At 70.0% G+C, this 26,230-nt stretch carries 26 protein-coding genes; 13 read left to right on the top strand and 13 right to left on the bottom strand.

What is annotated here, in order from left to right; genetic code table 11:
• Positions 1-9: 9 nt before the first annotated feature.
• The 5 genes from QF035_RS24595 (at position 10) to QF035_RS24575 (ending at position 4,344) form a co-directional block, all read left to right on the top strand.
• Complete coding sequence (locus QF035_RS24595; RefSeq protein ID WP_307522721.1) at positions 10-966, top strand: GlxA family transcriptional regulator; 957 nt, start codon at positions 10-12, stop codon at positions 964-966.
• A 126-nt stretch (positions 967-1,092) separates the two neighbouring features.
• A complete protein-coding gene (gap, locus tag QF035_RS24590; RefSeq protein WP_307522720.1) occupies positions 1,093-2,091 on the top strand; it encodes a type I glyceraldehyde-3-phosphate dehydrogenase in 999 nt (332 codons plus the stop codon).
• Between the two features lie 437 nt (positions 2,092-2,528).
• Positions 2,529-3,137, top strand: a complete 609-nt coding sequence (locus tag QF035_RS24585; protein WP_307522719.1) for a helix-turn-helix domain-containing protein — start codon at positions 2,529-2,531, stop codon at positions 3,135-3,137.
• A gap of 138 nt (positions 3,138-3,275) precedes the next feature.
• Entirely contained in the window at positions 3,276-3,866 is a 591-nt protein-coding gene (locus QF035_RS24580; RefSeq protein ID WP_307522718.1) for a hypothetical protein, read from the top strand.
• Between the two features lie 139 nt (positions 3,867-4,005).
• The gene (locus QF035_RS24575) at positions 4,006-4,344 is read left to right on the top strand and encodes a DUF2516 family protein (protein ID WP_269648677.1); all 339 of its coding nucleotides are present in this window, start codon (positions 4,006-4,008) and stop codon (positions 4,342-4,344) included.
• A gap of 156 nt (positions 4,345-4,500) precedes the next feature.
• Here QF035_RS24575 and QF035_RS24570 read toward each other — a convergent pair whose 3' ends face one another.
• The 3 genes from QF035_RS24570 to QF035_RS24560 form a co-directional block, all read right to left on the bottom strand.
• Complete coding sequence (locus QF035_RS24570; RefSeq protein ID WP_307522717.1) at positions 4,501-5,952, bottom strand: PP2C family protein-serine/threonine phosphatase; 1,452 nt, start codon at positions 5,950-5,952, stop codon at positions 4,501-4,503.
• A gap of 441 nt (positions 5,953-6,393) precedes the next feature.
• Positions 6,394-7,479, bottom strand: a complete 1,086-nt coding sequence (locus QF035_RS24565; RefSeq protein WP_307522716.1) for a C40 family peptidase — start codon at positions 7,477-7,479, stop codon at positions 6,394-6,396.
• A 235-nt stretch (positions 7,480-7,714) separates the two neighbouring features.
• Positions 7,715-8,524 carry a class I SAM-dependent methyltransferase gene (locus QF035_RS24560; protein WP_307522714.1) on the bottom strand — a complete coding sequence of 270 codons (810 nt, stop codon included), beginning with the start codon at positions 8,522-8,524 and terminating at the stop codon, positions 7,715-7,717.
• A 372-nt stretch (positions 8,525-8,896) separates the two neighbouring features.
• On the opposite strand from QF035_RS24560, the gene mshA reads away from it, so the two are divergent.
• The 3 genes from mshA to QF035_RS24545 all read left to right on the top strand — a co-directional run bounded on the left by mshA (position 8,897) and on the right by QF035_RS24545 (position 12,637).
• Positions 8,897-10,234 (top strand): D-inositol-3-phosphate glycosyltransferase, encoded by a 1,338-nt coding sequence (gene mshA / locus QF035_RS24555; protein ID WP_307522712.1) that lies wholly within the window; start codon positions 8,897-8,899, stop codon positions 10,232-10,234.
• The gene (locus tag QF035_RS24550) at positions 10,227-10,727 is read left to right on the top strand and encodes a YbjN domain-containing protein (RefSeq protein WP_307522711.1); all 501 of its coding nucleotides are present in this window, start codon (positions 10,227-10,229) and stop codon (positions 10,725-10,727) included. Before mshA ends, QF035_RS24550 begins: the two co-directional genes overlap by 8 nt.
• 158 nt (positions 10,728-10,885) lie before the next feature.
• Positions 10,886-12,637, top strand: coding sequence for a glycosyl hydrolase family 28-related protein (locus tag QF035_RS24545; protein WP_307522709.1), 1,752 nt, complete (start codon positions 10,886-10,888; stop codon positions 12,635-12,637).
• Here QF035_RS24545 and QF035_RS24540 read toward each other — a convergent pair.
• A complete protein-coding gene (locus QF035_RS24540; RefSeq protein WP_307522708.1) occupies positions 12,624-13,424 on the bottom strand; it encodes a helix-turn-helix transcriptional regulator in 801 nt (266 codons plus the stop codon). The two genes, QF035_RS24545 and QF035_RS24540, sit on opposite strands and share 14 nt — an antisense overlap.
• A 49-nt stretch (positions 13,425-13,473) precedes the next feature.
• Between QF035_RS24540 and QF035_RS24535 the strand changes: the two genes are divergently transcribed.
• Positions 13,474-13,950, top strand: a complete 477-nt coding sequence (locus QF035_RS24535) for a DUF2000 domain-containing protein (protein ID WP_307522707.1) — start codon at positions 13,474-13,476, stop codon at positions 13,948-13,950.
• Between the two features lie 35 nt (positions 13,951-13,985).
• On the opposite strand, the gene QF035_RS24530 is transcribed toward QF035_RS24535, so the two are convergent.
• Positions 13,986-15,278, bottom strand: coding sequence for an MDR family MFS transporter (locus QF035_RS24530; protein WP_307522706.1), 1,293 nt, complete (start codon positions 15,276-15,278; stop codon positions 13,986-13,988).
• Positions 15,279-15,452: 174 nt separating this feature from the next.
• On the opposite strand from QF035_RS24530, the gene QF035_RS24525 reads away from it, so the two are divergent.
• Entirely contained in the window at positions 15,453-16,214 is a 762-nt protein-coding gene (locus QF035_RS24525) for a phosphoglyceromutase (protein ID WP_307522704.1), read from the top strand.
• A gap of 93 nt (positions 16,215-16,307) precedes the next feature.
• Here the strand turns inward: QF035_RS24525 and QF035_RS24520 are convergent, their stop codons facing one another.
• The 7 genes from QF035_RS24520 to phoU form a co-directional block, all read right to left on the bottom strand.
• Positions 16,308-16,757, bottom strand: a complete 450-nt coding sequence (locus QF035_RS24520) for a DUF7144 family membrane protein (protein ID WP_373466712.1) — start codon at positions 16,755-16,757, stop codon at positions 16,308-16,310.
• A 518-nt stretch (positions 16,758-17,275) separates the two neighbouring features.
• Complete coding sequence (locus tag QF035_RS24515; RefSeq protein ID WP_307522702.1) at positions 17,276-17,758, bottom strand: SLATT domain-containing protein; 483 nt, start codon at positions 17,756-17,758, stop codon at positions 17,276-17,278.
• A 170-nt stretch (positions 17,759-17,928) separates the two neighbouring features.
• A complete protein-coding gene (locus QF035_RS24510; RefSeq protein ID WP_307531390.1) occupies positions 17,929-18,165 on the bottom strand; it encodes a hypothetical protein in 237 nt (78 codons plus the stop codon).
• Positions 18,166-18,351: 186 nt separating this feature from the next.
• On the bottom strand, positions 18,352-18,852 hold the full coding sequence (locus QF035_RS24505) for a DUF6082 family protein (RefSeq protein WP_307522700.1): 501 nt from the start codon (positions 18,850-18,852) through the stop codon (positions 18,352-18,354).
• A gap of 313 nt (positions 18,853-19,165) precedes the next feature.
• Positions 19,166-20,557, bottom strand: coding sequence for a TerD family protein (locus tag QF035_RS24500; protein WP_307522699.1), 1,392 nt, complete (start codon positions 20,555-20,557; stop codon positions 19,166-19,168).
• A 249-nt stretch (positions 20,558-20,806) separates the two neighbouring features.
• Positions 20,807-20,959, bottom strand: coding sequence for a hypothetical protein (locus QF035_RS24495; RefSeq protein WP_186001259.1), 153 nt, complete (start codon positions 20,957-20,959; stop codon positions 20,807-20,809).
• Between the two features lie 243 nt (positions 20,960-21,202).
• Entirely contained in the window at positions 21,203-21,880 is a 678-nt protein-coding gene (gene phoU, locus QF035_RS24490) for a phosphate signaling complex protein PhoU (RefSeq protein WP_307522698.1), read from the bottom strand.
• 288 nt (positions 21,881-22,168) lie between these two features.
• Between phoU and QF035_RS24485 the strand changes: the two genes are divergently transcribed.
• A complete protein-coding gene (locus tag QF035_RS24485; protein ID WP_143639563.1) occupies positions 22,169-23,446 on the top strand; it encodes a sensor histidine kinase in 1,278 nt (425 codons plus the stop codon).
• Positions 23,443-24,123 carry a response regulator transcription factor gene (locus tag QF035_RS24480; RefSeq protein ID WP_033322296.1) on the top strand — a complete coding sequence of 227 codons (681 nt, stop codon included), beginning with the start codon at positions 23,443-23,445 and terminating at the stop codon, positions 24,121-24,123. The genes QF035_RS24485 and QF035_RS24480 overlap by 4 nt, the downstream gene beginning before the upstream one ends.
• A 99-nt stretch (positions 24,124-24,222) precedes the next feature.
• Here the strand turns inward: QF035_RS24480 and QF035_RS24475 are convergent, their stop codons facing one another.
• Positions 24,223-24,918 carry a DUF461 domain-containing protein gene (locus tag QF035_RS24475; protein WP_307522696.1) on the bottom strand — a complete coding sequence of 232 codons (696 nt, stop codon included), beginning with the start codon at positions 24,916-24,918 and terminating at the stop codon, positions 24,223-24,225.
• Between the two features lie 701 nt (positions 24,919-25,619).
• Here QF035_RS24475 and QF035_RS24470 point away from each other — a divergent pair.
• Positions 25,620-26,102, top strand: coding sequence for a CarD family transcriptional regulator (locus QF035_RS24470; RefSeq protein WP_003953493.1), 483 nt, complete (start codon positions 25,620-25,622; stop codon positions 26,100-26,102).
• The last annotated feature ends 128 nt before the right edge of the window (positions 26,103-26,230 follow it).

The raw sequence follows: 26,230 nt of genomic DNA, 5'->3' as shown, positions 1-26,230 counted from the left end.
CCTCTTCCTGTGCCCGCACCCCGCCTGCATCGCGTCGCCGTCCTTGTGCTGGAGGGTGCGAAGCCGCTCGATGTCGGAATTCCCGCGCAGGTGTTCACGACCCGCGCGAGCATGCCGTACGAGGTGCGGGTGTGCGGGGCGACACCCGGTCTCGTGACCGGCGGCGACGGCCTCGCGTACTCCGTGGCCCACGGCCTCGACGCGCTCGCGTGGGCCGACATCGTCTTCGTACCCGGCTACCGGTTCCCGGACCGCGACGACCCGCCGCGGGCCGTCGTCGACGCGCTGATCGCCGCCCACGGCCGGGGCGCGCGGCTCGCCGCCATCTCGACGGGCGCCTTCGCGCTCGCCACCACGGGTCTGCTCGACGGCAGGCGCGCCACGACCCACTGGCACTACACGCGGGCACTCGCGGCCAGGCATCCGCTCGTCCGGGTCGACGAGAACGTGCTGTTCGTCGACGAGGGCAGCGTTCTCACCTCGGCCGGCGCAGCCTCCGGCATCGACCTGTGCCTGCACATCCTGCGCGGCGACCTCGGGGTGGCCGCGTCCAACCACGCGGCCCGGCGGCTGGTCGCGGCCCCCTACCGCAGCGGCGGCCAGGCCCAGTACGTGCCGCGCAGCGTCCCCGAGCCGCTCGGGGAGCGGTTCGCCGTCACTCGCGAGTGGGCGCTGCACCGGCTCGGCGAGCCCCTCACGCTCGACACGCTGGCGCGGCAGGCGGGCGTCTCGCCGCGCACGTTCTCCCGGCGCTTCGTCGAGGAGACCGGCTACACGCCGATGCAGTGGGTGATGCGCGCCCGCATCGACCTGGCCCGCGAACTGCTCGAACTCTCGCAGCGCAGCGTCGAACAGATCGCCGCCGACATCGGGCTCGGCACCGGCGCGAACCTGCGCCTGCACTTCCAGCGCATCCTCGGCACGACACCGAGCGAGTACCGGCGCACCTTCACGCGGGGCGAGTGACCCGCCGAGCATCGTGCAGAGGGCGTGGGCGGGTGTGGCGGGATCCTTTTGAACCATGGCGATCCCGCCACTGTCAGGGGCGTCGGCCGCGAGCGAGCCTGGTGGCGAAGGGAAGGGACATCACTCATGACTCGCATCGCCATCAACGGATTCGGCCGCATCGGACGCAATGTGCTGCGCGCACTGCTGGAGCGCGACAGCGCCCTGGAGGTCGTCGCCGTCAACGACCTGACGGAGCCCGCCACTCTCGCCCGGCTGCTCGACTTCGACAGCACGGCCGGCCGGCTCGGGCGGCCGGTGACCGTCGACGGGGACGTCCTCGTCGTCGACGGCCGTCGGATCAAGGTGCTGGCCGAGCGCGAACCGGCGCAGCTGCCGTGGGCCGAACTCGGCGTGGACATCGTCCTGGAAGCCACCGGCCGCTTCACCTCGGCCAAGGCCGCCCAGGCGCACCTCGACGCGGGCGCGCGCAAGGTGCTCGTCAGCGCGCCGTCGGACGGCGCCGACGTCACGCTCGCGTTCGGGGTCAACACCGACGCGTACGACCCGGCCCTGCACACGATCGTCTCGAACGCCTCCTGCACGACCAACGCGCTCGCGCCGCTGGCCGCGGTCCTCGACGAACTCGCCGGTATCGAGCACGGGTTCATGACGACGGTGCACGCCTACACGCAGGAGCAGAACCTCCAGGACGGTCCGCACCGCGACGCCCGTCGTGCCCGGGCCGCCGGAGTCAACATCGTGCCGACCACGACCGGCGCCGCCAAGGCGATAGGTGTGGTGCTGCCGAACCTCGACGGCAAGCTGTCGGGCGACTCGATCCGCGTACCGGTCCCGGTGGGCTCGATCGTCGAACTCAACACGACCGTCGCCCGTGACGTGACGCGTGACGACGTGCTGGCCGCTTACCGCGCCGCGGCGGAGGGGCCGCTCGCCGGGGTTCTCGAGTACTCGGAGGACGCGCTGGTGTCGTCCGACATCGTGGGCAATCCCGCCTCGTCGATCTTCGACTCGGCCCTCACCCGCGTCGAGGGCCGCCACGTCAAGGTGGTCGCCTGGTACGACAACGAGTGGGGCTTCTCGAACCGCGTGATCGACACGCTCGAACTCCTCGCCACCCGCTGACCGGACGCGGGGGTCGTACCCCGCCTCCGGCGACCGTGCCGGCCGACACTCCCGACGGAAGTGCCGGCCGGCACTTTCTTTGGCGTCCTGCCTCGGCCAACTGCGGCCCGAGACCTTCACCCGCGGAGCCAAGCTGGCAGGCGCCGCGGCATCGGCCGCGACGCGGGGACTGCCACGGCTCGGGGAGCCGGCCTGGCTTTCCTGACCTGCTGGGCGAGTCGGTATTCGTCGGCCTCACGGATGAGCTCCTGAGAGCGGAACCGGTACAACTCGAAGCGCATGCCGATCACTCCTCCTCACGCCAAGCACGGCACCCGGCCCCACCGATGCTGTGGGCTGCCCCAAGGTGAGGGTCAAAGGAAGAGCCGCGAGTGGCGTGGCGCACTTTTGCAAGCATGTGCTTGCAATAGTTAGCGGGCGTGGTGCAGGGTGGGGGCATGGCATCGCTCAACGTCGGCAATCTCGGTGAGTATCTGCGTGAACAGCGGCGCAACGCGCAGCTGTCCCTGCGGCAGCTCGCCGAAGCCGCCGGGGTGTCCAATCCGTATCTGAGCCAGATCGAGCGCGGGCTGCGCAAGCCGAGCGCGGAGGTGTTGCAGCAGGTCGCCAAGGCCCTGCGGATCTCCGCCGAGACGCTGTACGTCCGTGCCGGGATCCTCGACGCCGAGCGGGACCGGGACGAGGTGGAGACGCGTGCCGTCATCCTCGCCGACCCGACGCTCAACGAGCGGCAGAAGCAGGTGCTGCTCCAGATCTACGAGTCCTTCCGCAAGGAGAACGGGTTCGAGATCGAGGTCGGGATCAAGGCGGTCGAGGAGGCTCTGGGCGTCCCCGGTGCGGCAGACGCACCGGACGCGACCGGCACGGTCGGCGTAACGGACGTGACGGATGGCCCGGACACCGTCGTTGACAGGGCCCGCACGGCCGACGGCAGCGATGCCGGAACGAAGGACCCGCACGACCTGTACGACCCGCAGGACCCGTACGACCCGCAGGATCCGCAGGACAAGAACGACCCTCACGACCAGCAGTCCTCCGCGAGCTGACCGGGCACGTCATGACGAGCGCGGCGTGGCCAGTACGGCACGGCCGGGCACGGCATGGAACGGCCCGGCCGGCGGCGGAGTACCGCACCACAAAACCCTCACGCTTCAAGCACTAGCGATTCCGGGAGGACCATCGCCATGGCCATCACCGACGACCTGCGCAAGACCTTCAGCGACCCGACCCCGCTCTACTTCGCCGCCGGCACCGCCGATCTGGCCATTCAGCAGGCCAAGAAGGTGCCCGGCATCGTCGAGCAGCTTCGTGCCGAGGCGCCCGCTCGCATCGACGCCGTACGCGGCATCGACCCGAACGAGGTCCAGGAGAAGGCCACCGCACGCGCCAAGGAGGCGCAGGAGACCATTCAGACCAAGGTGAACGAGTTCATCGGCACCCTGGACACCGACCTGAAGAAGATCGGTGAGACGGCTCAGGACTTCGCCCTCCGCGGTGTCGGCGTGGCCGCCGAGTACGCCGTGAAGGCGCGCGAGACGTACGAGAAGGTCGCCGAGCGCGGCGAGCAGACCGTGAAGACCTGGCGCGGCGAGGCCGCCGAGGAGATCGAGGAACTGGCCGTGGCCGTCGAGCCGAAGCCGGAGCCGGTCGAGGTCAAGGCCGAGAAGCCCGCCGAGGCCAAGGCCGAGCCCGCCCCGGCGAAGAAGCCCGCGGCGAAGAAGGCCCCGGCGGCCCGCAAGACCACCGCGAAGAAGACCACGCCGCCCGCGAAGTAGGCGCGGCGCCGCCGGAGCAACGGCGACAGGGTGTTACGAGAACGGGTCGGGGACTCCGGGCACTATCGGAGTCCCCGACCCGTTCTGCGGGTACGGTGACCGCGTAGGGACGAGGACTCGAATCGGGTAGGTGGGCCAAGTGCTGTTGACCGCGTTCGGCGGCTTCATGTCGCTGATCTTCCTCGGCATGCTGGTGCTCGCGGTGGTGGCGCTGGTGATGGCGGGCCTGGCGCGCGACGACGCGTACCGCGCCGCGAACAAGCAGAGCAAGATGTTCTGGCTGATCATCCTGGGCGTCACGGTGGCCGTGAATCTGCTGGTCCCGATGGTCTTCCTGCAGATCGCCGGCCTCATCGCCACGATCGTCTTCTTCGTCGACGTCCGGCCCGCGCTCAGGCAGGTCTCGGGCGGCGGAGGCGGCCGCCGAGGCGGAAGCAGCAGCGACGGCCCGTACGGCCCGTACAACGGCGGCCGCTGAGCCCCTGCCCGTCCCCTTCAAGCCGCCCGTACGCCGGCGCGCCCCTTCAGGGCGCGGGGAACTGCGCGACCAGCCACGGACGGCCCGCAGGTCCTGACGTGACCAGCTGAGGACGGCCCGCAGACACTGAACGGCGGCACCCGGCGGAGCGCGCGGCTAAGCCACTCGGTCCAGCAACAGCACAGCCACGTCGTCCGTCAGCTCTCCGCCATTGAGGTCCCGCACCTCGTTCACAGCGGCCCGCAGCAGCTCCTCGCCCCGCAGCCCCTGCGCCAACTGGCGGCGGACCATGTCCACCATCCCGTCCTGGCCGAGCCGCTCCCGGCCCTCGCCGGTGCGGCCCTCGATCAGGCCGTCCGTGTAGAGCATCAGACTCCACTCGCCGCCCAGCTCCACCTGCTGGCGCGGCCAGCGGGCGTTCGGCAGCAGACCCAGCGCCGGGCCGCCGTTCTCGTACGGCAGCAGCTCGGCGACGGGAGGAGCCGGCTCCCCGGCACCGTCCGCGCCGATGGCGGCGCGCGAGCGGGCGGGGCGGGAGATCAGCGGGGCCGGGTGACCGGCCAGGCACAGACCCGCTCGGCGGCCGTCCGGCGCGATGTCCACCGTGCAGAGCGTCGCGAAGATCTCGTCGTTGTCGCGCTCGTGCTCCAGGACCTGCTGGAGCGTGGAGAGCAGCTCGTCGCCGCACAGGCCCGCCAGTGTCAGCGCGCGCCAGGCGATCCGGAGCTCCACGCCGAGCGCGGCCTCGTCGGGGCCGTGACCGCAGACGTCGCCGATCATGGCGTGCACGGTGCCGTCGGGGGTGCGGACGGTGTCGTAGAAGTCACCGCCGAGCAGCGCGCGCGAGCGGCCGGGCCGGTAGCGCGCGGCGAACCGCAGCGAGGAGCCCTCAAGGAGGGGCGTGGGCAGCAGACCGCGCTCAAGACGCGCGTTCTCCTGGGCGCGCAGCTTGGACTCGGTGAGCCGTCGCTCGGCCGTGTCGGAACGCTTGCGCTCCACCGCGTACCGGATCGCCCGGCTCAGCAGCCGGCTGTCCAGCTCGTCGCGGAAGAGGTAGTCCTGGGCGCCGACGCGCACCGCCTCGGCGCCGTGCTCGGCGTCCTCGGACGCGGTGAGCGCGAGGACGGCGTGCCGCGGCGCGAGCCGCAGCACGTGCTTGAGCGTGGCCAGCTCGTCCTCCGGACCGACGTCGGCGGCCGTCCGGCCGCCGGTCGTCAGCGCGAGGTCGAGCAGGATGCACTGGACGTCGTCGGTCAGCAGCCGCTCGGCCTCGGTGAGGTTGCGGGCGGTACGGATACGTATGGGCTTGCCGGCCGAGTCCAGGAGTGCGGGCACGTTCAGCGAGCCGGCCGGGTCGTCCTCGATCACGAGCAGCGTCAGCGGGGCCGTGCCCGTCTGGGCACTGCCGTTGTGGAGGCCGCCGTGGTGGGCGTCGCCTCCGTGGCCGGTGTCGCCGCAGGTGTCGCGGCTCGTCGAGGGCGGCGCCTGGCCGGGCAGGGCGCCGGGTGCGGGCACGGCCTGAGCCGGTCCGCCGGTTGAGGACGCGGCGCGAGCCTGACCACCTTCCACGGCGGGGATCGCTCTCTGCCGCGGTACGGGTACGGGCATCGTCTGGGTTCCTTCCCTCCCCCCGAGGGCATGACGGACCGAGGGGTCTCGGTCCACCGACGGGGACCATAGCGTCAGCCGCCGCCACAAAGGAATGGCGGAGGCCAGGGCACGTCCAAAACAGCCACCGTCATATGCCGCATCCCGTACCGCAATTGGGCAGGATGCGCTCTTGTCCGGGATGACGTACATCACGCCCCGGGGGTTGCCGGGCGGCCCGGAACGTGCCGCGCATCACGTGCGACAGGTCACGCCGATCGCGGCACCAAAGCGGCCAAGTGCCACTTGTAGGACGTACGACCCCGGTGGGTGGCCGGGCTTTCCTGGGCGGGTGCCCGGTCCGGGTGGACGAGTGGGCGCCCCTCAGGCCGGACGTCCGGTCCGGGTGGACCGGCGGCATCACTGCCGGACCGGCGGCGTCAGCGGTGAAGGCCGGCGGCGTCACTGTTCGGGGCGTACGACTCCGAGTATCGGCATCGATCCCGCTCCCGCGATCGTCACCGTACGTCCCGGGCGGGGGGCGTGGATGATCGCGCCGTCGCCTATGTAGAGCGCGACATGGCTGGCGTCCGAGTTGTAGATGATGAGGTCGCCGGGGCGCATGGCCTCGACGGCGATGCGGTCGAGCTGTTTCCACTGCTCCTGGGACGTGCGCGGGATGCCCTGCCCGGCTGCCGCCCACGCCTGTGAGGTCAGGCCCGAGCAGTCGAAGGTGTTGGGCCCCTCGGCGCCCCATTCGTACGCCTTGCCGATCTGCTTCGTCGCGTACTCCACGGCCTTCTTGCCCTGGGCCGACGCCTTGCCGCTGATCTCGTCGAGGACTCCGGAGCCCAGCCAGGCCGACTGCGCCTTGTACGCGGCCTGCTGCTCCAGCTTCGCCAGGCGCTTCTTCTCTTCCTTCTCCAGCTGCGACTCGAGCTTCTCGGCGGCGGCGATCTGCTTCTTGACCTTCTTCTTGGCCTTTTCCTTCGCCTCGCGGTTGGACTCCAGCTTCTTCCACTGGGCCGCCGCGTCGCGCGCGTACTGCTCCAAGTCCTCCTGGGTGCGCTTCATTTCGGCGAGCAGGCCCTTGGTCGCCTGGGCGCCCTCGCGGATCCGGCCCGCGCCGTCCAGGAACTGCGCCGGGTCGTCGCTGAGCATCAGCTTGGCCTCGTCCGGCAGTCCGCCGCTGCGGTACTGGGCGCGGGCCGCGGCGCCCGCGCGGTCCTTCAGGTGGTCCAGCCTCGCCTGCCCCTCGACGATCGAGCGCGCCAGCCCGACGATCTGCGTCGACTGCTCCTCGGCCCGCTCCTCCGCGAGGTTGTACGCGTCCGTGGCGACCGCCGCGTCGTGGTAGAGCGTGTCCAGCTTCTTGCGGACCGCTTCAAGGTCCTTGGTGCTCGCGGGTGTTGAACTCTGAGGTGGAGTCGGAGTCGGCGTGGGGGGCGGAGTCGGGGCCGCGAAGGCCACTCCAGGCGCGGACAGGATGGTTGCCGCGCAGGCCAGGGCCATGGCCGTAGTGGTCAGGCTCCGCTTGCCGGTTCCCATGGACCAACCCCCAAGTTGATTTACCGTCAGTAACTTACGAAGGCCTCGGGGATCGTGCCATGTCGGCGCGCAATGTGACAGAGGCGGGCAGGAACTCCCTCCCGCGCACCGCCCGTTCCCCACCCCTCACTGCCCACTCGACGATGATCTCCCGCGCGTTCCCCGCCAATGTGACGAACGACTCACCGAGATCGTTCCCGCCGTACCGCCCCACGGCTCCGTCGGCCCGGCCGGCCTACGAGCGAGGCGCCAACGCCTCCCAGCGCACGGTCACTTCGCCCTGCCGCCAGCGCGACGCCCCGTCCGTGACCGGCCAGTCCGCCGTCAGATCGCGTACGGCCCGGAGCCAGCGCTGTCGGGCACCGTACGAGGCGTACGGCGCCGCGGCCGCCCAGGCCCGGTCGAAATCGCGGAGGAAGGCGTGCACCGGTTCGCCCGGGACGTTGCGGTGGATGAGGGCCTTGGGGAGGCGTTCGGCCAGGTCGGACGGGCGGTCCAGGGAGCCGAGGCGGGTGGCGAACGTGACGGTTCGCGGGCCCTCGGGGCCGAGCGCGACCCATACGTGCCGGCGGCCGATCTCGTCGCACGTGCCCTCGACGAGGAGCCCGCCCCGCGAGTCGGCGCCCGCCGGAGCGAGACGGGTGCACAGCCGCGCCCAGACCTCGGCGACCTCCGCCTCCTCGTACTGCCGCAGCACGTTCGCCGCGCGGATCAGCGACGGCCGCTTCGGCAGGGGGATCTCGAAGCCGCCGTGCCGGAACTCCAGCCCCTCCCGTTCGTACGGCTTCGCGGCCGCGACCCGGGCCGGGTCGATCTCCACGCCGACCACGCGGGTGCGGGGGGCGGCGGTACGGAGGCGCTGGAGGAGCTCCACCGCCGTCCAGGGGGCCGCGCCGTATCCGAGATCCACGGCCACGGGGGCGTCCGACCTGCGCAGTTCGGCACCGTGGGTCGTCGCGATCCAGCGGTCCATGCGGCGGAGGCGGTTGGGGTTGGTGGTACCGCGCGTCACCGTCCCGACGGGGGTCGCTGCGCGGGCTTTCATGGGGGTAAGGGTAGGCGGTGCGGGCGCCTGCGGCGCCGGGTTGGGTTGTGCGTGCGGGTTCGTCGTGGCTGGTCGCGCAGTTCCCCGCGCCCTTTTAGGGGCGCGGGGAACTGCGCACGGGGGTTCGGGGGCGGAGCCCCTGAGCAAGGGACGGGAATGGGTAGGGGCGGCGGGGGCGAGGAAAAGCAACGCCCACCCGCATCCCCTACGCAACACACCATCGAACGGTTGAGCGACCCCCAGTAATGATTCGGCAAAGAGGAAATGGAGCAGAGTGCTCCGGCGTTCAAGGAGCTGGAGGGCGTTTCACGTCCTCCGTCAGGCATGCCCGCGACACGGTCAGAGCAAGTCCGCAGCAAGGAGGAACGCCACGTGAGCCAGTACGTGAGCAGGCTCGGGCTCCGCTCCCCGGCGGCCCCTTCGAGGCTGAGGGTGCACCGTCGGCCCCGCCGCGTGGCGATGCTCTCCGTGCACACCTCACCCCTGCACCAGCCGGGCACCGGCGACGCGGGCGGCATGAACGTCTACATCGTGGAGCTGGCCCAGCGCCTCGCCGCGATCAACATCGAGGTCGAGATCTTCACGCGCGCGACGACCGGGGCCCTGCCGCCCAAGGTGGAACTCGCGCCCGGAGTCCTCGTACGACATGTGGACGCAGGCCCGTACGAGGGGCTCGCCAAGGAGGATCTGCCCGCCCAGCTCTGTGCCTTCACGCACGGGGTGATGCAGGCCTGGGCCGGTCACCGGCCCGGCTACTACGACCTGGTGCACTCGCACTACTGGCTCTCGGGCCACGTCGGCTGGCTGGCCGCCGAACGCTGGGGCGCCCCCCTGGTGCACGCGATGCACACCATGGCGAAGGTCAAGAACGCCGCCCTGGCCGACGGCGACACCCCCGAGCCCGCCGCCCGGGTCATCGGCGAGACGCAGATCGTGCGCGCCGCCGACCGTCTCATCGCCAACACCTCCGAAGAGGCCGACGAGCTCGTACGGCACTACGAGGCCGAGCCCGGCAAGGTCGCGGTCGTCCACCCGGGTGTGAACCTCGACCGGTTCCGTCCGGCCGACGGACGCGCCGCCGCGCGCGACCGGCTCGGCCTGCCGCAGGACGCCCTGATACCGCTCTTCGCCGGCCGCATCCAGCCCCTGAAGGCGCCCGACGTGCTGCTGCGCGCGGTCGCCGTCCTCCTCGACGAGCGGCCCGAGCTCCGTTCGAACATCGTGGTGCCCATCGTGGGCGGCCCGAGCGGCAGCGGCCTCGCCAAGCCCGAGGGCCTGCAGAAACTCGCCGCCCGGCTCGGTATCGCCGACGTCGTGCGGTTCCGGCCGCCGGTCGGACAGGAGCAGCTCGCCGACTGGTTCCGGGCCGCGTCCGTTCTCGTGATGCCCTCCTACAGCGAGTCCTTCGGGCTCGTCGCCATAGAGGCACAGGCGGCGGGGACACCGGTGCTCGCGGCCGCGGTGGGCGGTCTGCCCGTCGCGGTGCGGCACAAGGAGACGGGCTTTCTGGTCCCGGGCCACAATCCCGTCGACTACGCGCGCGTGCTGCGCGATTTCGCCGACAACCGGGCGCTCCCGGACCGGATGGGCGCGGCCGCCGCCTGGCACGCCAAGTCCTTCGGCTGGGACACCTCCGCCGCCGCCACGGCGGACGTCTACACGGCGGCGATGCACGAGCACCGCCGTCACGTACGCTCCCACCATGGCTGACGTGGAGAGCGCGGCGGGGACCATCGAGGCGGTCCTGAAGGACGCCGAGATCGAGTGGGAGAGTCCGGAGCCCGGCCACTTCGTGGTGAAGCTGCCCGGCACCCGCAAGCTGTCGACGACCGTCTCGCTGATCGTCGGCAGGCACTCCCTGTCGCTCAACGCCTTCGTCATCCGCCACCCGGACGAGAACGAGCCCGGCGTGCACCGCTGGCTCCTTGAGCGCAACCTCAGGCTCTACGGCGTGAGTTACGCGGTCGACTCCCTCGGCGACATCTATGTGGCGGGCAAGCTCCCGCTCGCCGCGGTCACCGCCGACGAGATCGACCGGCTGCTCGGCTCGGTCCTGGAGGCCGCCGACGGCAGTTTCAACACCCTCCTGGAGCTCGGTTTCGCCTCCGCGATCCGCAAGGAGTACGCCTGGCGGGTGTCGCGCGGCGAGTCCACGCGCAACCTCGATGCGTTCAGTCATCTGACTCGACGTTCGACCGACTGACCAACTGGTCCGTACTAACTCTCCATCAGCGTCTCCATCAATCACCCGTTGCGCGACCCTTTCCTCGTGCAAGGGTCGCGTGTCATGCTCACCGCCAACGCACATCTGAACGTCGTTCACATCCATGGAAATCCCCATCCCTGGAAGGCGGTTCGGGCATGAGTGATCGTTGGGAAGGCCCCACCAGACGGGCCCTGCTCGGCAGCGCGACAGCGGTGGCGGCCGGCGCCGTGACCGGCACCGCCACCGGCGGCCGGGCGGCAGCCGCCACCGGGGACGTCGCCGGTGGCGTCAACGGGGACTTCACCGGTGGAGTCCCCGGGCAAGTGCCCGCCCTCTGGCGGGAGTTCACCCGCACGCCCTTCACGCACCCGCAGATCCCGTACATCGGCAGGGCCGGTCAACGTGCCGGGGCGGCGCACTTCCCCCGCCGCCCCGTCGTGGCCGACGTCCGCACGTACGGCGCCACGGCGGACGGCTCGGCCGACTCCGCCCCCGCGATCAAGCGTGCCGTCGCTGCCGCCGGAAGGGCCGGCGGCGGCACGGTTCTCATCCCGCCCGGCACCTACCGCCTCGACGGCCTGATCCACGTCGGACACTCGAACGTCGTCCTGCGCGGCGCCGGCAGCGCCCGTACGAAGCTGTACGCGACCCGCAGTCTCACCGAGCTGATCGGCGCCCACGGTTCGCGCTACGGCGGCGACAAGTCGTCCTGGTCATGGGCGGGCGGCCTCATCTGGTTCTGCCCGGCGGACCGTTTCGCCACCCTGACGAACGCCATCCGGGCGAAGGCCTGGCCCTTCGAGGGCTGGACCGGCAACAAGCGGGACGAGTGGGAGACCCTGACCAGGGTCGGGCCCGCCCGCCGGGGCTCCTGGACGGTGACGGTCGCGGACCCGGGACGACTCAGACCCGGCCGCCTCGTCCTCCTCCGCCTCGCCGACGACGCCGGGCACACCCTCCTGGAACACATGGCGGGCGGCGGCCCGGGCCCGGAGGCGTACCACTGGGACGACAAGACAAAATTGACCAGCTACGTGCCGTACGAGTGGCCCGTGCGCATCGCGCGCGTGCGGGGCAGAAAAGTCACCCTGGAACGCCCGCTCCCGCTCGACACCCGCCCCGAATGGGACCCGCGCCTCACCACCCACGTGGAGGCGCTCACCGGCTCGGGTGTCGAGGGCCTCACCCTCGAAGCCGTCGAGACCCCGCAGGCCCCGCACCTCCTCGACCGGGGCCACAACGGCGTCACCTTCCAGTGCGCGTACGACTGCTGGGCCGACGACATCGTCGTACGCCACATGGACAACGGCTTCGGCCTGGTGTCCGCCTCCGCCTGCACCCTGCGCGGCACCCGGGTCGCGGGCCGGGGGACGCACCACCCGTACTTCTGCCGCGAGGGCTCGCACGACAACCTCGTCGAGGACTTCGTCATCGAGCAGCGCACGACCCCGGCCCCCGCGGGGACCCAGCTCCACGGCATCAACGTGGAGGGGCTGTCCTCGTACAACGTCTGGTCGCGCGGTGACATGCGCATGGGTACCTTCGACACCCACCGGGGCATGCCCTTCGCGAACGTCCGTACCGACATCACGGTCACCAACAACGGCCGCCACGGCGGCGATGCGGTCGCAGGACCGCTCTTCGGCGCCCGGTTCACGCACTGGAACATCCGCGTCACCAACGCCCGCGCCGGCCTGACGAGGATCGACGGCCTCGCGCCCTACAGCGCCACCGTCGGCATCAACGAGGTGACGGAGTTCGACCAGATCGACGTACCCGACTTCTCCGGAGACCTGCACTCCCGCCTGGAGCTGTACGGGACCTCGGGGACGGTACGCCCGCGGAACCTGTACGAGGCCCAGCGCGAGATCCCGGACGTGCCATCCCGGACGTTCAGCGCGCGCTGAGGCGGTAGCGCCCCGGAGCCACCCCGACCAGCCGCTTGAAGTGCCGGGTCAGATGCGATTGGTCGTAGAAGCCGGTCTCCGCCGCCACCTCGCCCGGTGTGCGGCCGTCGAGGAGGAGGCGGCGGGCGAGGTCGACGCGGCGGGACATCAGGTACTGGTGCGGGGCGATCCCGAAGGCACCGCTGAACGCCCGTACAAGGTGGGCGGGGTGCGCGTGCACCAGACTCGCGGCCTCCTCCAGGTTCACCCCCTGGACGAGCCGCTCGTCGAGGAGTTTGCGCAGGTCGTGGGCAAGGGGGTGGTCGGGCCGAGGCGGAAGGTCCTCCCCTGCCCGCGGGCGCAGATGGTCGCGCAGCCGCTCGCCGATCAGGGTCAGCCTGCTCTCCGCCTCCAGCTCGTCGCCGGGGTGGGCGAGGGCGGTGTGCAGCTGCCCGACGCGCCGGCGCAGTACGGGGTCGACGAGGTCCGGGGTGTCCACCGCCGGGCCGATATAGGTCTCGTCGAGCCGGCTGAGGTCCAGGTACAGCACCCGCTTGCGGAAACCGGACGGAGTGACCGGCGAGCCGTTGTGCGGGACGTGCGGCGGGAGCAGCGAGACCGTGTCGTGCGGGGTGCCGTGCTCGTGCCGGTCGAGGTCGTACCGCACGGCCCCCGCGTCGACGATCAGCAGCGTCCACGCGTCATGGACGTGCATCGGATACGCGTACTCCGTGAAATGGGCGTGGAACACCTCCACGACACCCGGTACGCGCGGGCGCCACGCGGAGACCTCACGCTGGGCGACCATGCAAAGAACGTACAAGACGGGGACGTACGCGGCTCGGCAGTCTCAGTGCATGAACGCTGAACCCCTTCCCACGGAACCCGCCCGCGTTTCCACGGAACCCGCCCACGCCGAACCCGTCCGCTTCGACACCAAGATCGCCGTCCTGTTGCGGGAGGACCTGGAGCCGTGGCAGCGGCTGAACGTGACCGCGTTCCTCGTGAGCGGGATCGGGGCGTCCGTGCCCGAGGTGATCGGCGAGCCGTACGAGGACGCCGACGGGACCGGCTACCTGCCGATGTTCCGCCAGCCCGTCCTGGTCTTCGAGGGTACGAAGGAGACGCTGACCGCGGCCCACACCCGGACCCTCTCCCGCGCCCTGCCCCGCGCGCTCTTCACCTCCGACCTGTTCACCACGGGCAACGACCGCGACAACCGGGCGGCGGTACGGGCCGTACCGACGGCGGAGCTGGACCTGGTGGGGCTCGCGGTGTACGGGCCGCGCAACGCGGTGGACAAGGTGCTCAAGGGGGCGCGGATGCATCCGTGAGGCGCACGGTTACGTGAGATGTGGCGGGGGCCGGCCTATGAGGCGCTGACCTCGGGCTTAGGGGCAGCAAGAGGTGCCTCGGCGGCTTTGGGTTCCGTGGTCCCCGGCTTCTCCGGCTCCTCCGGGTCGTGCGTCGGAAGGTGGCGCATCAGGGCCCCGTACCCCACACCGGTGACCGTGCCGATGACCGCGCACGCGCCCCACAGCCACTCCGCCCCGTACCGGTCGATGACGAAACCGGACATCAGGGGTGCGACGAGGGCGGCCACGGACCAGGACATGGTGTACATGCCCTGGTAGCGGCCGCGGCCGTGGGTGGGGGAGAGACGGACGACGAGGCTGGTCTGGGTGGGCGCGTTGACGATCTCGGCGAGGGTCCAGACGCAGACCGTGAGCGCGAAGACGCCGACCGACCCGGCGAAGGCGGTGAGCCCGAACCCGTACCCGGCGAGGAGGGACGAGAGGACGAGAAGCCGCCTCGGATCCCGGTGCTCGATGAAGCGGGTGACGGGAATCTGGAGGACGACGATGAGGACGCCGTTGACCGCGATCGCCATGCCGTAGTCGGCGGGCGTGAACCCGGCCTCGCCCATCGCCACGGGCAGGCCCAGATACCCCTGCTGGAAGATCAGCGAGACGAGGAAGGACAGCCCGACGACGCTCATGAAGCGCCCGTCGCGCAGCACGGTCCCGAGCCCGACCTCGGGTTCGTCGACGCCCTTGGACACCCGCACGGGCCGGGATTCGGGCAGCTTCGCGAAGACGAGGATCGCGCAGATCATGGTCATCCCGGCCTCGATGAGGAAGCCGGCGAGGTAGCTGAACTCGGCGATGAACCCGGCCGCCATGGCGGAGACGGCGAACCCCAGGTTGATGGCCCAGTAGTTGAGGGAGAAGGCCCGGACGCGGTCCTCGGGCCGGACGATGTCGGCCATCATCGCCTGCACGGCAGGCCGGGAGGCGTTGCTTGCCATGCCCACCAGGAAAGCGACGGCGGCGATCGCGACCGGGTGGTGCACGAAGCCGAGCAGTGCGACGGAGACGGCGGTCGACGACTGGGCGACGAGGAGGGTGGGCCGCCGTCCGAGCCGGTCCGTCATGACGCCCGCGCCGAGGGAGGAGATGACACCGCCGAGCCCGTGGAGCGCGGCGACCAGTCCGGCGTACGAGGCGGAGTAGCCGCGGTCGAGGGTGAGATAGAGCGCCATGAAGGTGGCGACGAACGCGCCGAGCCGGTTCACGAGTGTGCTGGTCCAGAGCCACCAGAACTCGCGGGGAAGACCGGAGAGCGTCTCGCGCGTGACACGTCTCAGGGCGGCGGCGGTCATGCGGATCCCCCACGGATGTAAGCGGCTGGAGCGGTAGGCACACATTACGAATCCATCGCGGGGGAGGGCCAGCCATTTAACAGATCCCGTCAACTGTCCGGCTGCCGAGCGGATGCGTGTCCGGCTGCCGGGCGGGCGCGCAACGGATCAAAGCCTTGGATTACGCTCATGCGCATGGCCGACGCACCGTACAAGCTGATCCTCCTCCGCCACGGCGAGAGCGAATGGAACGCGAAGAACCTGTTCACCGGCTGGGTGGACGTCAACCTCAACGAGAAGGGCGAGAAGGAGGCAGTCCGCGGCGGCGAGCTCCTGAAGGACGCCGGCCTTCTCCCCGACGTGGTCCACACGTCCCTCCAGAAGCGCGCGATCCGCACCGCCCAGCTGTCGCTGGAGTCGGCGGACCGCCACTGGATCCCGGTCCACCGCTCCTGGCGCCTGAACGAGCGCCACTACGGCGCCCTCCAGGGCAAGGACAAGGCGCAGACCCTCGCGGAGTTCGGCGAGGAGCAGTTCATGCTGTGGCGCCGCTCGTACGACACGCCGCCGCCCCCGCTCGCGGACGGCACGGAGTTCTCCCAGTCGGACGACCCGCGCTACGCGACGATCCCCCCGGAGCTCCGCCCTCGCACGGAGTGCCTGAAGGACGTCGTCGTCCGCATGCTCCCGTACTGGTACGACGGCATCGTCCCCGACCTCCTGGCCGGCCGCACGGTCCTGGTCGCGGCCCACGGCAACAGCCTCCGCGCCCTCGTCAAGCACCTGGACGGCGTCTCGGACGCGGACATCGCAGGCTTGAACATCCCCACGGGCATCCCCCTCGCCTACGAACTCGACGCCGACTTCAAGCCGCTGAACCCGGGCGGAACCTACCTGGACCCGGACGCGGCGGCGGCGGCGATCGAGGCCGTCAAGAATCAGGGCAAGAAGAAGTAAGCACACACCTGAAAGCCCCCGCCCCGCGATTTCCTCGCGGGGCGGGGGCTTTTGGCATCGGGGAGCCCGGCCAGTCGGTCGGGCACACCGGTGTCAGGTCACCCGGCCGTCGTCGGCCTCTCGGTGCATGCCCGTGCACAGCGCCCAGACGACGAAGATGTTGACGGCGACCAGCGACAGGGCCCACAGGGGGTAGTACGGCACCCACAGGAAGTTGGCGAGCGCCCCCAGCCCGGCCACGAACACACCGAAGAAGCGCCCCCACAGTGCTCCGGTGAGCACGGCGCAACCCGCGAAGACGAGGATGATTCCCAGAATGAGGTGGACCCAGCCCCAGCCCGTCAGGCTGAACTCGAACACGTAGTTACGTGTCGCGATGAACAGGTCGTCCTCGGCGAGGGCCGCGATTCCCTCGAAGATCGCCATCGCTCCACCGAACATCATCAGCATCGCCGCGAAGACGGTGGTACCGGATGTGGGCCCATGCCATGGCTGTGGGTCGGCCGCGCCGGCCGATTTGGGCTGGGTGGCATAACTGGCCATACCGGCCTCCTCGGGTCGCAGAGCCATCCGGTCCAGCTCCGATCACCCGGACTGACTCGATCCCCGGTCTCAGCGTGGCACGACGTCATCCGGTCGGCATTCCGAAGCCGGGGCACGACTTCGTCGATCTTGAGCTACGGATCACAAGGTCGGGCGATGGGGAAGGCTCGGTCGGCCCCTGCGCGAGCGCCTGTCGCAGCGAGTCCAGGTCCGCTCGCATTCTGTCCCTGAGTTCCTGGCGGGTGTCGTTGAAGGCGTGCCGGACTCGCTCGAATTCGGCGTCGCCGTCGGTCGCGGTCGTGCGTCGGTCTGGCTCGTACCGTCGTTCCTCGCGCTTCCATCGGCCTCGCTCCACTGTCCAGCCGGGTACGACGGCGATGCCGCCACCGATCAGCGCGCTTACAGGGCCGGCCCAGTCCACCGAGCGATCCAACAAGCTGCATCTGCCCCTATGGGCAGGGGGAGTTGATGACCTCGATCCCGGCTTCCCGAACCGAGACGCCGGGTTCTGTGGGCGATCAGGTCAGGGGAGCGGGGCTGCCTGACGGCTCGCTGCGGCCCACCGAGGTCTGGTGTCGTTGCTCGACCCACTGACGGAGTTCCTCGTCGCCGACCCGCTCGACGGCTGCGAGCAGTTCCTGCCGGGCCCCTTCGTCGCGGTCGGACTCAGGCAGCAGTTGATACCGGTTGATGGCTCGTCGGAGGACCTCACGTGACTGCGCCGCCAGCACATAGCGGGGACCGTGCGCGAAAACCTGGCGAAAACCGGTGAAGAACAGGGCTCCACCCGCGATGAGAGCAGTCAGCCATGCCGGGGCGCCGAGTCCTGCCGCCACCACCGTGGACGACGACGTGGCAAGTGCGCCCAGCTCGCTCAAGCGATACCAACGACGAGCCGAGTCCCGCGTTTTCTCGTAGAAGGCCAGGTCGCCCTGAGCCAGGGCAAGTACGGGGTCGGGGGAATCCAGCCAGGTGTTGGTATCCGGTGTCCTTCGGCGCATGGCTCCATGGTGTCCTCACGAGGACCTCTATGGAACACGTTGTCGCTCGGAGTGCCAGGGGCACCCACCGTGCAAGGTGAGGCGTGGCCCGTCACCCGCCCGGACTGCGAAAGGCGGGTGACGCGGCCGGCTCGGCCTCCGGAGGGCTCGGGACCTACGGAGAGGGCTTGTCAGAGGTCGGGGATGTCCGCTTTGGCGCGGAGCAGAGTGTCGCGGGTGATCACCACGATCCTCTCGTGGCCACCACGTGAGGCATCGGCGGGGAGGCTGCCGTCAAGCAGGTCGGTAGTGTCGGTTCCGATGACGGCGAAGCGGCCGTCATCGAGTTCGAAGATGTCGGGGCAGGCCTGGCCTCCGACACTTCCCCGCTCGACTGGGGACGCCCCAACGCGGCGAACGATCTTCAAAGTGGTTCGGTCCTTGCCATGATCGAAGTGACAATTGGGCGCCCAACTTACATCTGTGGCAAGGCAGTTGTGGCTCAGAGAAATCCGGCGCGCATTCTTCACCCGTAAGGATGCATATATGCACCGCTGATGGCACGGGTTGGTCCGACTCCGATGGCACAGGTTGTCAATTCTTAGGGGTGTCTGTCAGCGTCTCTCAGGAGCGTCTCCGACGACCCACCAGTCGTCGCCGTCCTCCTCGGCGTCGTCCAGGGCCGCCACGAGAGCGTCGACCATCCTGCCGAGTTCGGCTTCCTCCGAGTCCGCCACCAGGCTCGCCCTGTGATGCCGGGTGGCCTCCCAGTAGTCGCGCATGGCGCGGCTCTGGAAGATGTAGCGGAGGTGGCCGTGCAGGTCGGCCAGGCTGAGCACGCCGAGCTGGTACCCCTGATAGGCATGCTGGTAGAGGTCGTTCGCGAACAGATGCCGACGCTGGGTGTCCGGGTGCAGATCTCCCTCGTACGCGTCGAGCACCGGAAGGAGCGACGGATCCTCGGTGGCCCGCCCGATCAGTCGGTGGTGGTCCCGTCGGTACTCGGTCAGCGTGTCTCGTCGCTGCTTCTCCTGAGCGAGGGCTTCGAGCCGTCGTAGCGAGACGTGGATACGGAACGCCGTGACGAGTACGCCTGCGACGCGCGCGGCCGCCACGACATGCTCCACCGATACGGCGCTTCGATTCCGACCCCCAACCCTGCGTGTGACCATGTGTTTCCCCGCTTCGGTGCTGCCAGCCGCTCTGGCCGTCCGATTGACACGGCACCCAGCGGCACACGTCCCAGGCTGCCTGTTGGACCAAACCGGCGGCAGTGCGGACAGGCAGCGCACGGAGGTAGCAATCCGCCACAAGCCCCGCTGTCGTGCTTTCCCTGTGCCCCCGAGCGCCGTCATGAAGTGCCAGTGGGGACACGTAAGCCCTTGACGGCGTCCGGCACAGTCCTCATGCGGGCCGGCGAGCAGGCTGTCAGCGCCGCTTGAACTCCACCGGGCCGCCGTTCATCTCGATGGTGCCGTCCGGGTGCAGGACCGGCCGGCGTTCCGTCATGCGGGCGCTGTACGCCTCTACGTGGTGGATGGCCGCCCCGTCCGGAGCGGTGAAGTCGACCAGGGCGATGGCCACCCAGTAGCGGGTCTTGGTGTTCTCGAAGAGGGGAACCGTGACCGTGGAGCCACGGCCGTCCGTGACGACGACCTTCGCGCCGAAGCTGCGGAAGGAGCCGAAGCCGTTGCTGACCGCGGAGTACGCGCACAACAGCACGTAACCCTGCTCGTCGGGACGGACGATACGGACGGCCTCCCGGCCCGGGACGCGGGCGTCGCCGTCGAGTTGGACGAAGGGCCGGTTCTTCAGCGAGCCGAGACGCTTGTAGTAGACGACGTCCCCGCCCTTCCCGCCCTTCTCCTTTCCCGACCCCTTCCTGGCCGCGTCGCCCGTGCTCCCGGTGCCCTGGGCACGGCCCGTTCCGCCTCCGGGTCGCAGCGGCTCGCCCTGTGCCGCATGCCCCGCCTTCACCAGCGTGCCCGGTATCGCCGCGCCTCCGCGCAGGGCCTTCGACGCCGGCACGAACAGCGCGTACAGATCCAGGTCCGCGCCCTTCTTCCGGCGCTGCTCGCTGCCGCCATCCCACTCCAGGGACGCCGTGACCACCAACTCGCGATCCTTCTTGTCCAGGCTGATCGAGATCTGGCTGCCCTTGTCGAGACTGACCGTGCCGAGGGGCGGCTTCACCAGGCTCATCGGTGGTGCGGGTGGAGGTGGGGACGTGGGCGCCCCGCCCGCATCCGACCGGCCGGCCGCCGCGGTCGTCCCTGTCTCTCCCGGGCCCTCCGGCTCCTCCGGCTCCTCCACCCGTACCCCGAAGTCCGTCGCCAGGCCCGCCAACCCCTCGGCGTACCCCTGGCCGATGGCGCGCAGCTTCCAGGACGGGCCCCGGCGGTAGAACTCCAGCAGGAGCACGGCGCGTTCGCCGTCCGTGAGGGGCGGTGGGCGGAAGAGGACCGGGTCGGCGCCGTCCTGCACCGCGCGGACCCGTACCTCCTTGACCTCGCGGAAGGTGCGGGTCGCGTCGTCGGGGTCGCAGCTGCCGACCAGGACCACGCGGTCCACGTCTGCGGGCAGCGCGGACGGGTCCACCTCGACGCGTTCGGGGCCGGTGCCGTCGGCGGCGAGATGGCGGACCGCGCCCGACTCGGCGGAGGGCTGGTTGTAGAAGACCATGTCGTCGTCGGACCTGACTCTGCCGTCCGCGGCGACGAGCAGGGCGCTCAGGTCGACCGGGTCACCCACCACATGCAGTTCGGCGGTGATACGTCCGCTCCCCACCTGCGTGTTCGCACCCTTGCCGAGCTCTGCCATGCCCGCCACCCCCACCCGTGACCCCGCCCGCGTCAAACGCGACGGCTGTCGCGCCACCCTGTCACATCAGGCCATGGCCCAATGGGGATTCGTACATGAATGCGGACCACACCGAACCGACACGGGGACTGGTGCTCCACCACGGCGGCGCCCATACGTACGAAAGGGCCCCGCACCTGAAGTGGGGCCCGTTCGCAGTCATACGTCGTACGTGATCAGCGGCGCCGGCGCGTCACCGCCCCGGCGCGATCAGCCGCACTGGCACGGATTGCCGGACTGGCACCCGCAGCCGCAGCCCGAGCCGCAGCCGCAGGCGCCGAAGAGCGGCAGGCTCTTGATCTCGGCGGGCTGCTCGGTCTCGCGCTCCTGGGTCGGGTCGGGCGTGGTGGGGGATTCGGCCATGGGTCCCTCCTCGAAGGCTTGTGCCTACACCCATTGCATGCCCACCCGGTCGGGCGCATCAACGGCGCACAGAGGCTCGCGCGCCCCCGCACCGATTCGATGCACCCAGCGCACACCGCCAGGGGCGCGGGGCTGTATCAATGTGCGGCTCCGCCGCGTGGGCGCGACAAGCCACGGTCGACCCGCACCCGCCCATGCACCTCATGCCCCGCCCCCATAGGCGCCTGCTCCACCGCCGGGGGCCTACGCCCCTTCCACCTGCGGCGTGCCCTGGATCTCGTCCACGTGCTCGCCCGTCACCAGGTACACCACGCGGTTGGCCACGGACACCGCGTGGTCGGCGAAGCGCTCGTAGTAACGGCCGAGCAGCGTCACGTCCACGGCCGTCTCGATGCCGTGCTTCCACCGGTCGTCCAGCAGGTGCTGGAAGAGGGTGCGGTGGAGGAGGTCCATCGCGTCGTCGTCCTGCTCCAGCTGCAGCGCGAGGTCGACGTCCTTGGTGATGATGACCTCCGCGGCCTTCGCCATCAGACGCTGCGCGAGCTGGCCCATCTCCAGGATCGTGGCGTGCAGGTCGTGCGGGATCGCGCGCTCCGGGAAGCGGAGCCGTGCGAGCTTCGCCACATGCTGGGCGAGGTCGCCGGAGCGCTCCAGGTCGGCGGACATACGGAGCGAGGTGACGACGATCCGCAGGTCGGTGGCCACCGGCTGCTGCCGGGCCAGCAGGGCTATCGCCCGCGCCTCCAGGTCGTGCTGGAGATCGTCGACCTTCTGGTCGGCGGCGATCACGCTCTCCGCCAGCTTCAGGTCGGAGTCGAGGATCGCCGTCGTCGCGCGACCGATCGCCGAGCCGACGAGACGGGCCATCTCGACCAGGCCCTCGCCGATCGAGTCAAGTTCCTCGTGGTACGCGTCCCGCATCAGGATGTCCCTCTCTACGTCTGCATTCGGGGGGTTCAGGGGGCTCTCGAACCCCACGCTCCCACGGTCCGGCCTGAACGCGTCGCTTTCCGCCCCCTCAAATGAACCATCACTGGCCCCAAGGTGAACTCTGGGCGACACCGCCTCTTCTCCCTGGTGGGAGGGTCGCGCATCCCGCTCGTACGAAGTGAACCAGCATGGTCCCCAGAGTGAACTCTGGGCGACGAGTGTTCGAGTCCACCCTCGGACGGCTGTGACCGGGGCGTACAGCGTGCCTAACCTGGAGCCATGGACGTGAACGCGGCGGTCGCCGCAGCGGCAGCGATCGCCGGTGTACTCACCGGTGTCATCGCCATGCTGGCGTTCCGCTGGAGCGAGCGGGAACAGAAACGCCCCACCCGCACCTCCCTGCACACGGACCCGGTGCTTCCGCCGGGCGTGGACACGGTCCTGTCCGTGCTCCGCTCCTCCGCGGTCGTCCTCGACGAGGCCGACGCCGTGGTCAAGGCCAGCTCGGCAGCGTACGCCCTCGGTCTTGTCCGGGGCGGAAAACTGGCCGTCGAGCCGATGCTCCAGATGGCGCGGGACACCCGCAGGGACGGGGAGATACGGCAGGTCGAGCTGGACCTGCCCCGGCGAGGCACCGGCCGCGGCGAGGCACTCGCCGTGTCCGCCCGGGTGGCGCCGCTCGGCTCCCGGCTCGTACTGCTCCTCGTCGAGGACCTCACCGAGGCCCGCCGCATCGAGGCCGTACGACGCGACTTCGTCGCCAACGTCAGCCATGAGCTCAAGACCCCCGTCGGCGCGCTCTCGCTGCTCTCCGAAGCGGTCATGGGCGCCTCCGACGACCCGGAGGCGGTCGAACGCTTCGCCGGGCGGATGCAGATAGAGGCGACCCGCCTCACCAACCTCGTCCAGGAGCTCATCGACCTCTCCCGGGTCCAGAACGACGACCCGCTGGAGGACGCCGAGCCCGTCCGCATCGACGAGCTGGTCGCCGAGGCGATCGACCGCTGCCGCCACCAGGCCGGCGCGAAGCAGATCACCATGGCCGCGGGCGGTACCGCCGACCTGAGTATCTGGGGCAACCGGGGTCAGCTGGCCGCCGCGCTGGGCAACCTCGTGGAGAACGCCGTCAACTACTCGCCGGCCCGCACCCGGGTCGGCATAGCCGCGCGCCGGGTGACCGCGCCCGGCGGAGACCTCATCGAGATCGCCGTGACCGACCAGGGCATCGGCATCTCCGACAAGGACAAGGAGCGCATCTTCGAGCGCTTCTACCGCGTCGACCCGGCCCGCTCCCGCGCAACCGGCGGTACGGGGCTGGGGCTCGCGATCGTCAAGCACGTGGCGGCCTCGCACAGCGGGGAGGTCACGGTGTGGAGCTCCGAGGGTCAGGGCTCCACCTTCACCCTGAGGCTGCCGGAGGCGGGCGCGGCCCGCGACCGCGCGACCGACGACCAGACACCCGGACTCGACGAAGACGACGAGACCGGTCAGACCGACGGGACGACCACCGTCTCATCCCCGTACGAACCGTTTTCTGCCCCGGAGGTCCTTCCGTGACCCGAGTGCTCGTCGTCGAGGACGAGGAGTCCTTCAGCGACGCTCTGTCCTACATGCTCCGCAAGGAGGGCTTCGAGGTCGCCATCGCGACCACCGGACCCGACGGACTCGACGAGTTCGAGCGCAACGGCGCCGACCTCGTCCTCCTCGACCTGATGCTGCCCGGACTGCCCGGCACCGAGGTGTGCCGCCAGCTGCGCAGCCGATCGAACGTCCCGGTGATCATGGTCACCGCCAAGGACAGCGAGATCGACAAGGTCGTGGGGCTCGAAATAGGAGCCGATGACTATGTCACCAAGCCCTTCTCGTCCCGCGAGCTGGTGGCCCGTATCCGGGCCGTCCTGCGCCGCCGCGGCGAGCCCGAGGAGGTCACCCCGGCGGCCCTGGAGGCCGGTCCGGTCCGTATGGACGTGGACCGCCACGTGGTCACCGTCTCCGGCTCCAAGGTCGACCTGCCTCTCAAGGAGTTCGACCTCCTGGAGATGCTGCTGCGCAACGCGGGCCGCGTACTGACCCGTATGCAGCTCATCGACCGGGTCTGGGGCGCCGACTACGTGGGCGACACCAAGACCCTCGACGTCCACGTCAAGCGCCTGCGCGCCAAGATCGAGCCCGACCCCGGTGCGCCTCGCTACCTGGTCACGGTCCGCGGCCTCGGGTACAAGTTCGAGCCGTAAACCGCTTGGGAGACGTCGGGAGACCGACGCCGCGGAGAGTTCGAGTACGGCGAAAGGGCGGGCCCCTCCACAGGGGCCCGCCCTTTCGTCGTACGGGTGTCAGTGGCCCGCGGCCGACTCCGAGGCCGTCGCGCTCGACGAGGCCGCGGTGTCGGAGGGCTCGGAGCCCGCCTCGCCGGTCGCGCCCGACGCGGACCCGGACGGGGAGCCCGAGGGCGACCCGCTCGCCGAGCCGGACGGTGAGCCCGAACCGGAGGGCTTCGCGGACGGCGTCGTCGGGATCTCGGTCGGGCCCCACTTGGAGAAGTAGCTCTCGGCGGGCACGACGAACGCCTTCAGCGTCACGTCACCGGTCTTGCTGAAGGTGAAGGTGACCGGCTGGGCGTCGCCGTCGTCGAAGGCCTCACGGCTGCTCTCCAGTACGGCGGAGGCGTTGCCCTTGCCGCCGAGGATCACCGAACCGCCGGCCGGGATGGTCAGCGCCCCCGAACCCTTGGCGGGCTTGATCGTGGCGGGCTTGGAGATGCCCTCCACGGCGATGGAGTCGAGCGTCTGGGCGGTGGGGCCCTCGTTGAAGAGGGTCGCTGAGACGACGGCGGGGCCGGTCGACTCCAGCTCGGGCTGGGTGACGACGACGGCACTCTGGATCTGGATGTCACCGACGCTGGTGGCGGCGTTGTCCGGCTTGATCTCCAGCGTCTGGGCCTTGTTGCCGGCTCCGCACGCGGCGAGCGAGGCGACCGAGAACGCGATGGCGGCGGCGGCGAGTCCGCCGCGTCGAAGGCTGCTGCTCACGGCGGCGGCAACTCCTTGAACGTGGGCGAAGCAGAGCGGCTCCTGCATAAAGCCGCCCTAAGGGTCTGTCAGCGGCCTTAGGTTACCGAGCCGTTCCCGCGCCACCGCACCCGACCCGCCTCTAGCGGCCGGTGGGTGCGCTCCGGCCCGGTCGAGCCTCCCTTGTCACTGGGCCCGTCACTGGCCGCTCAACACACTCGGCGGTTCCATTGGGCGCACATTGGTCTGCCATTCACATAAGAAGCATCGGTAAGCCCCCCGTCCGGCTCTTGCGGAAATCACGTAAGGAATGCACGGCGATCCCGGAAATCGATCTTCGGCCGATGCCCGGTTGATCTTCCGTCGATCTCGGGTCGGCTCTCGGGCCGATCTCCGACGCGCCTTCGGCCGCCGTGATCAATTCCGGATTCCCCTCGTACGGGACTCCGCTCACCGAACGGAGTAGCGGAACGTGAGCTCTCGGAACCCGACAAATCTGGACGTTCAGGCACGTGAGCGGGGTCCCGGCGTGTTGTAACGTGCGCGTTTCCCTTCGTGTGGAGAGCCGCTCCGACCTGCGAATACCGTCCTCCGCTACCCCTCCGCAGCACGTTCATGTCGCGATTGTCAAGCCCCGAGATATGCCCTGACCTGCGAAAACGCCATTCAGAACACGCGGTTTCCGTGTTACCCTGGATAGCCACGGAAGGGGTACCTGTCACATGACGTTCAAGGTTGGCGACACCGTGGTCTATCCCCATCACGGGGCCGCGCTGATCGAGGCCATCGAAACTCGCCAGATCAAAGGCGTGGACAAGACCTACTTGGTGCTGAAGGTCGCCCAGGGCGACCTGACGGTGCGTGTGCCAGCGGACAATGCGGAGTTCGTCGGCGTACGTGATGTGGTCGGTCAGGACGGGCTGGACCGGGTCTTCGAGGTACTGCGCGCGCCGTATGCCGAGGAGCCCACGAACTGGTCGCGTCGTTACAAGGCAAATCTCGAGAAGCTCGCCTCCGGCGATGTCATCAAGGTTGCGGAAGTGGTCCGTGACCTGTGGCGTCGTGAGCGCGAGCGTGGACTCTCCGCCGGCGAGAAGCGCATGCTCGCCAAGGCCCGCCAGATCCTGGTGAGCGAGCTCGCCCTCGCGGAGAACACGAACGAGGACAAGGCCGAGGCACTGCTCGACGAGGTCCTCGCGTCCTGACGCCCGTCTGCGCTCTGATCGCTTTCTGACCAGAGGCGAAACGAGCGGTTCGGCGCAATGAAATGCCGCGGTGCCCGATGACGTATCCATTGTCGCCGGGCGCTGCGGCATGTTCGTGCCCGGATACC

The organism is Streptomyces umbrinus (genome assembly GCF_030817415.1).
GTDB lineage: Bacteria > Actinomycetota > Actinomycetes > Streptomycetales > Streptomycetaceae > Streptomyces > Streptomyces umbrinus_A.
The sequence above is the reverse complement of the archived record's forward strand: the minus strand, read 5'-3'. Positions and strand labels throughout refer to the sequence as shown.

Coding starts and splice junctions, on each gene's coding strand:
- gap (WP_307522720.1), top strand. CDS start 1,093: ATGACTCGCATCGCCATCAACGGATTCGGCCGCATCGGACGCAATGTG.
- phoU (WP_307522698.1), bottom strand. CDS start 21,880: ATGCGGGACGCGTACCACGAGGAACTTGACTCGATCGGCGAGGGCCTG.
- QF035_RS24560 (WP_307522714.1), bottom strand. CDS start 8,524: ATGAAAGCCCGCGCAGCGACCCCCGTCGGGACGGTGACGCGCGGTACC.
- QF035_RS24580 (WP_307522718.1), top strand. CDS start 3,276: ATGGCCATCACCGACGACCTGCGCAAGACCTTCAGCGACCCGACCCCG.
- QF035_RS24545 (WP_307522709.1), top strand. CDS start 10,886: ATGAGTGATCGTTGGGAAGGCCCCACCAGACGGGCCCTGCTCGGCAGC.
- QF035_RS24535 (WP_307522707.1), top strand. CDS start 13,474: ATGAACGCTGAACCCCTTCCCACGGAACCCGCCCGCGTTTCCACGGAA.
- QF035_RS24520 (WP_373466712.1), bottom strand. CDS start 16,757: ATGGCCAGTTATGCCACCCAGCCCAAATCGGCCGGCGCGGCCGACCCA.
- QF035_RS24525 (WP_307522704.1), top strand. CDS start 15,453: ATGGCCGACGCACCGTACAAGCTGATCCTCCTCCGCCACGGCGAGAGC.
- QF035_RS24540 (WP_307522708.1), bottom strand. CDS start 13,424: ATGGTCGCCCAGCGTGAGGTCTCCGCGTGGCGCCCGCGCGTACCGGGT.
- QF035_RS24530 (WP_307522706.1), bottom strand. CDS start 15,278: ATGACCGCCGCCGCCCTGAGACGTGTCACGCGCGAGACGCTCTCCGGT.
- QF035_RS24565 (WP_307522716.1), bottom strand. CDS start 7,479: ATGGGAACCGGCAAGCGGAGCCTGACCACTACGGCCATGGCCCTGGCC.
- QF035_RS24500 (WP_307522699.1), bottom strand. CDS start 20,557: ATGGCAGAGCTCGGCAAGGGTGCGAACACGCAGGTGGGGAGCGGACGT.
- QF035_RS24485 (WP_143639563.1), top strand. CDS start 22,169: ATGGACGTGAACGCGGCGGTCGCCGCAGCGGCAGCGATCGCCGGTGTA.
- QF035_RS24495 (WP_186001259.1), bottom strand. CDS start 20,959: ATGGCCGAATCCCCCACCACGCCCGACCCGACCCAGGAGCGCGAGACC.
- QF035_RS24550 (WP_307522711.1), top strand. CDS start 10,227: ATGGCTGACGTGGAGAGCGCGGCGGGGACCATCGAGGCGGTCCTGAAG.
- QF035_RS24515 (WP_307522702.1), bottom strand. CDS start 17,758: ATGCGCCGAAGGACACCGGATACCAACACCTGGCTGGATTCCCCCGAC.
- QF035_RS24470 (WP_003953493.1), top strand. CDS start 25,620: ATGACGTTCAAGGTTGGCGACACCGTGGTCTATCCCCATCACGGGGCC.
- QF035_RS24585 (WP_307522719.1), top strand. CDS start 2,529: ATGGCATCGCTCAACGTCGGCAATCTCGGTGAGTATCTGCGTGAACAG.
- QF035_RS24570 (WP_307522717.1), bottom strand. CDS start 5,952: ATGCCCGTACCCGTACCGCGGCAGAGAGCGATCCCCGCCGTGGAAGGT.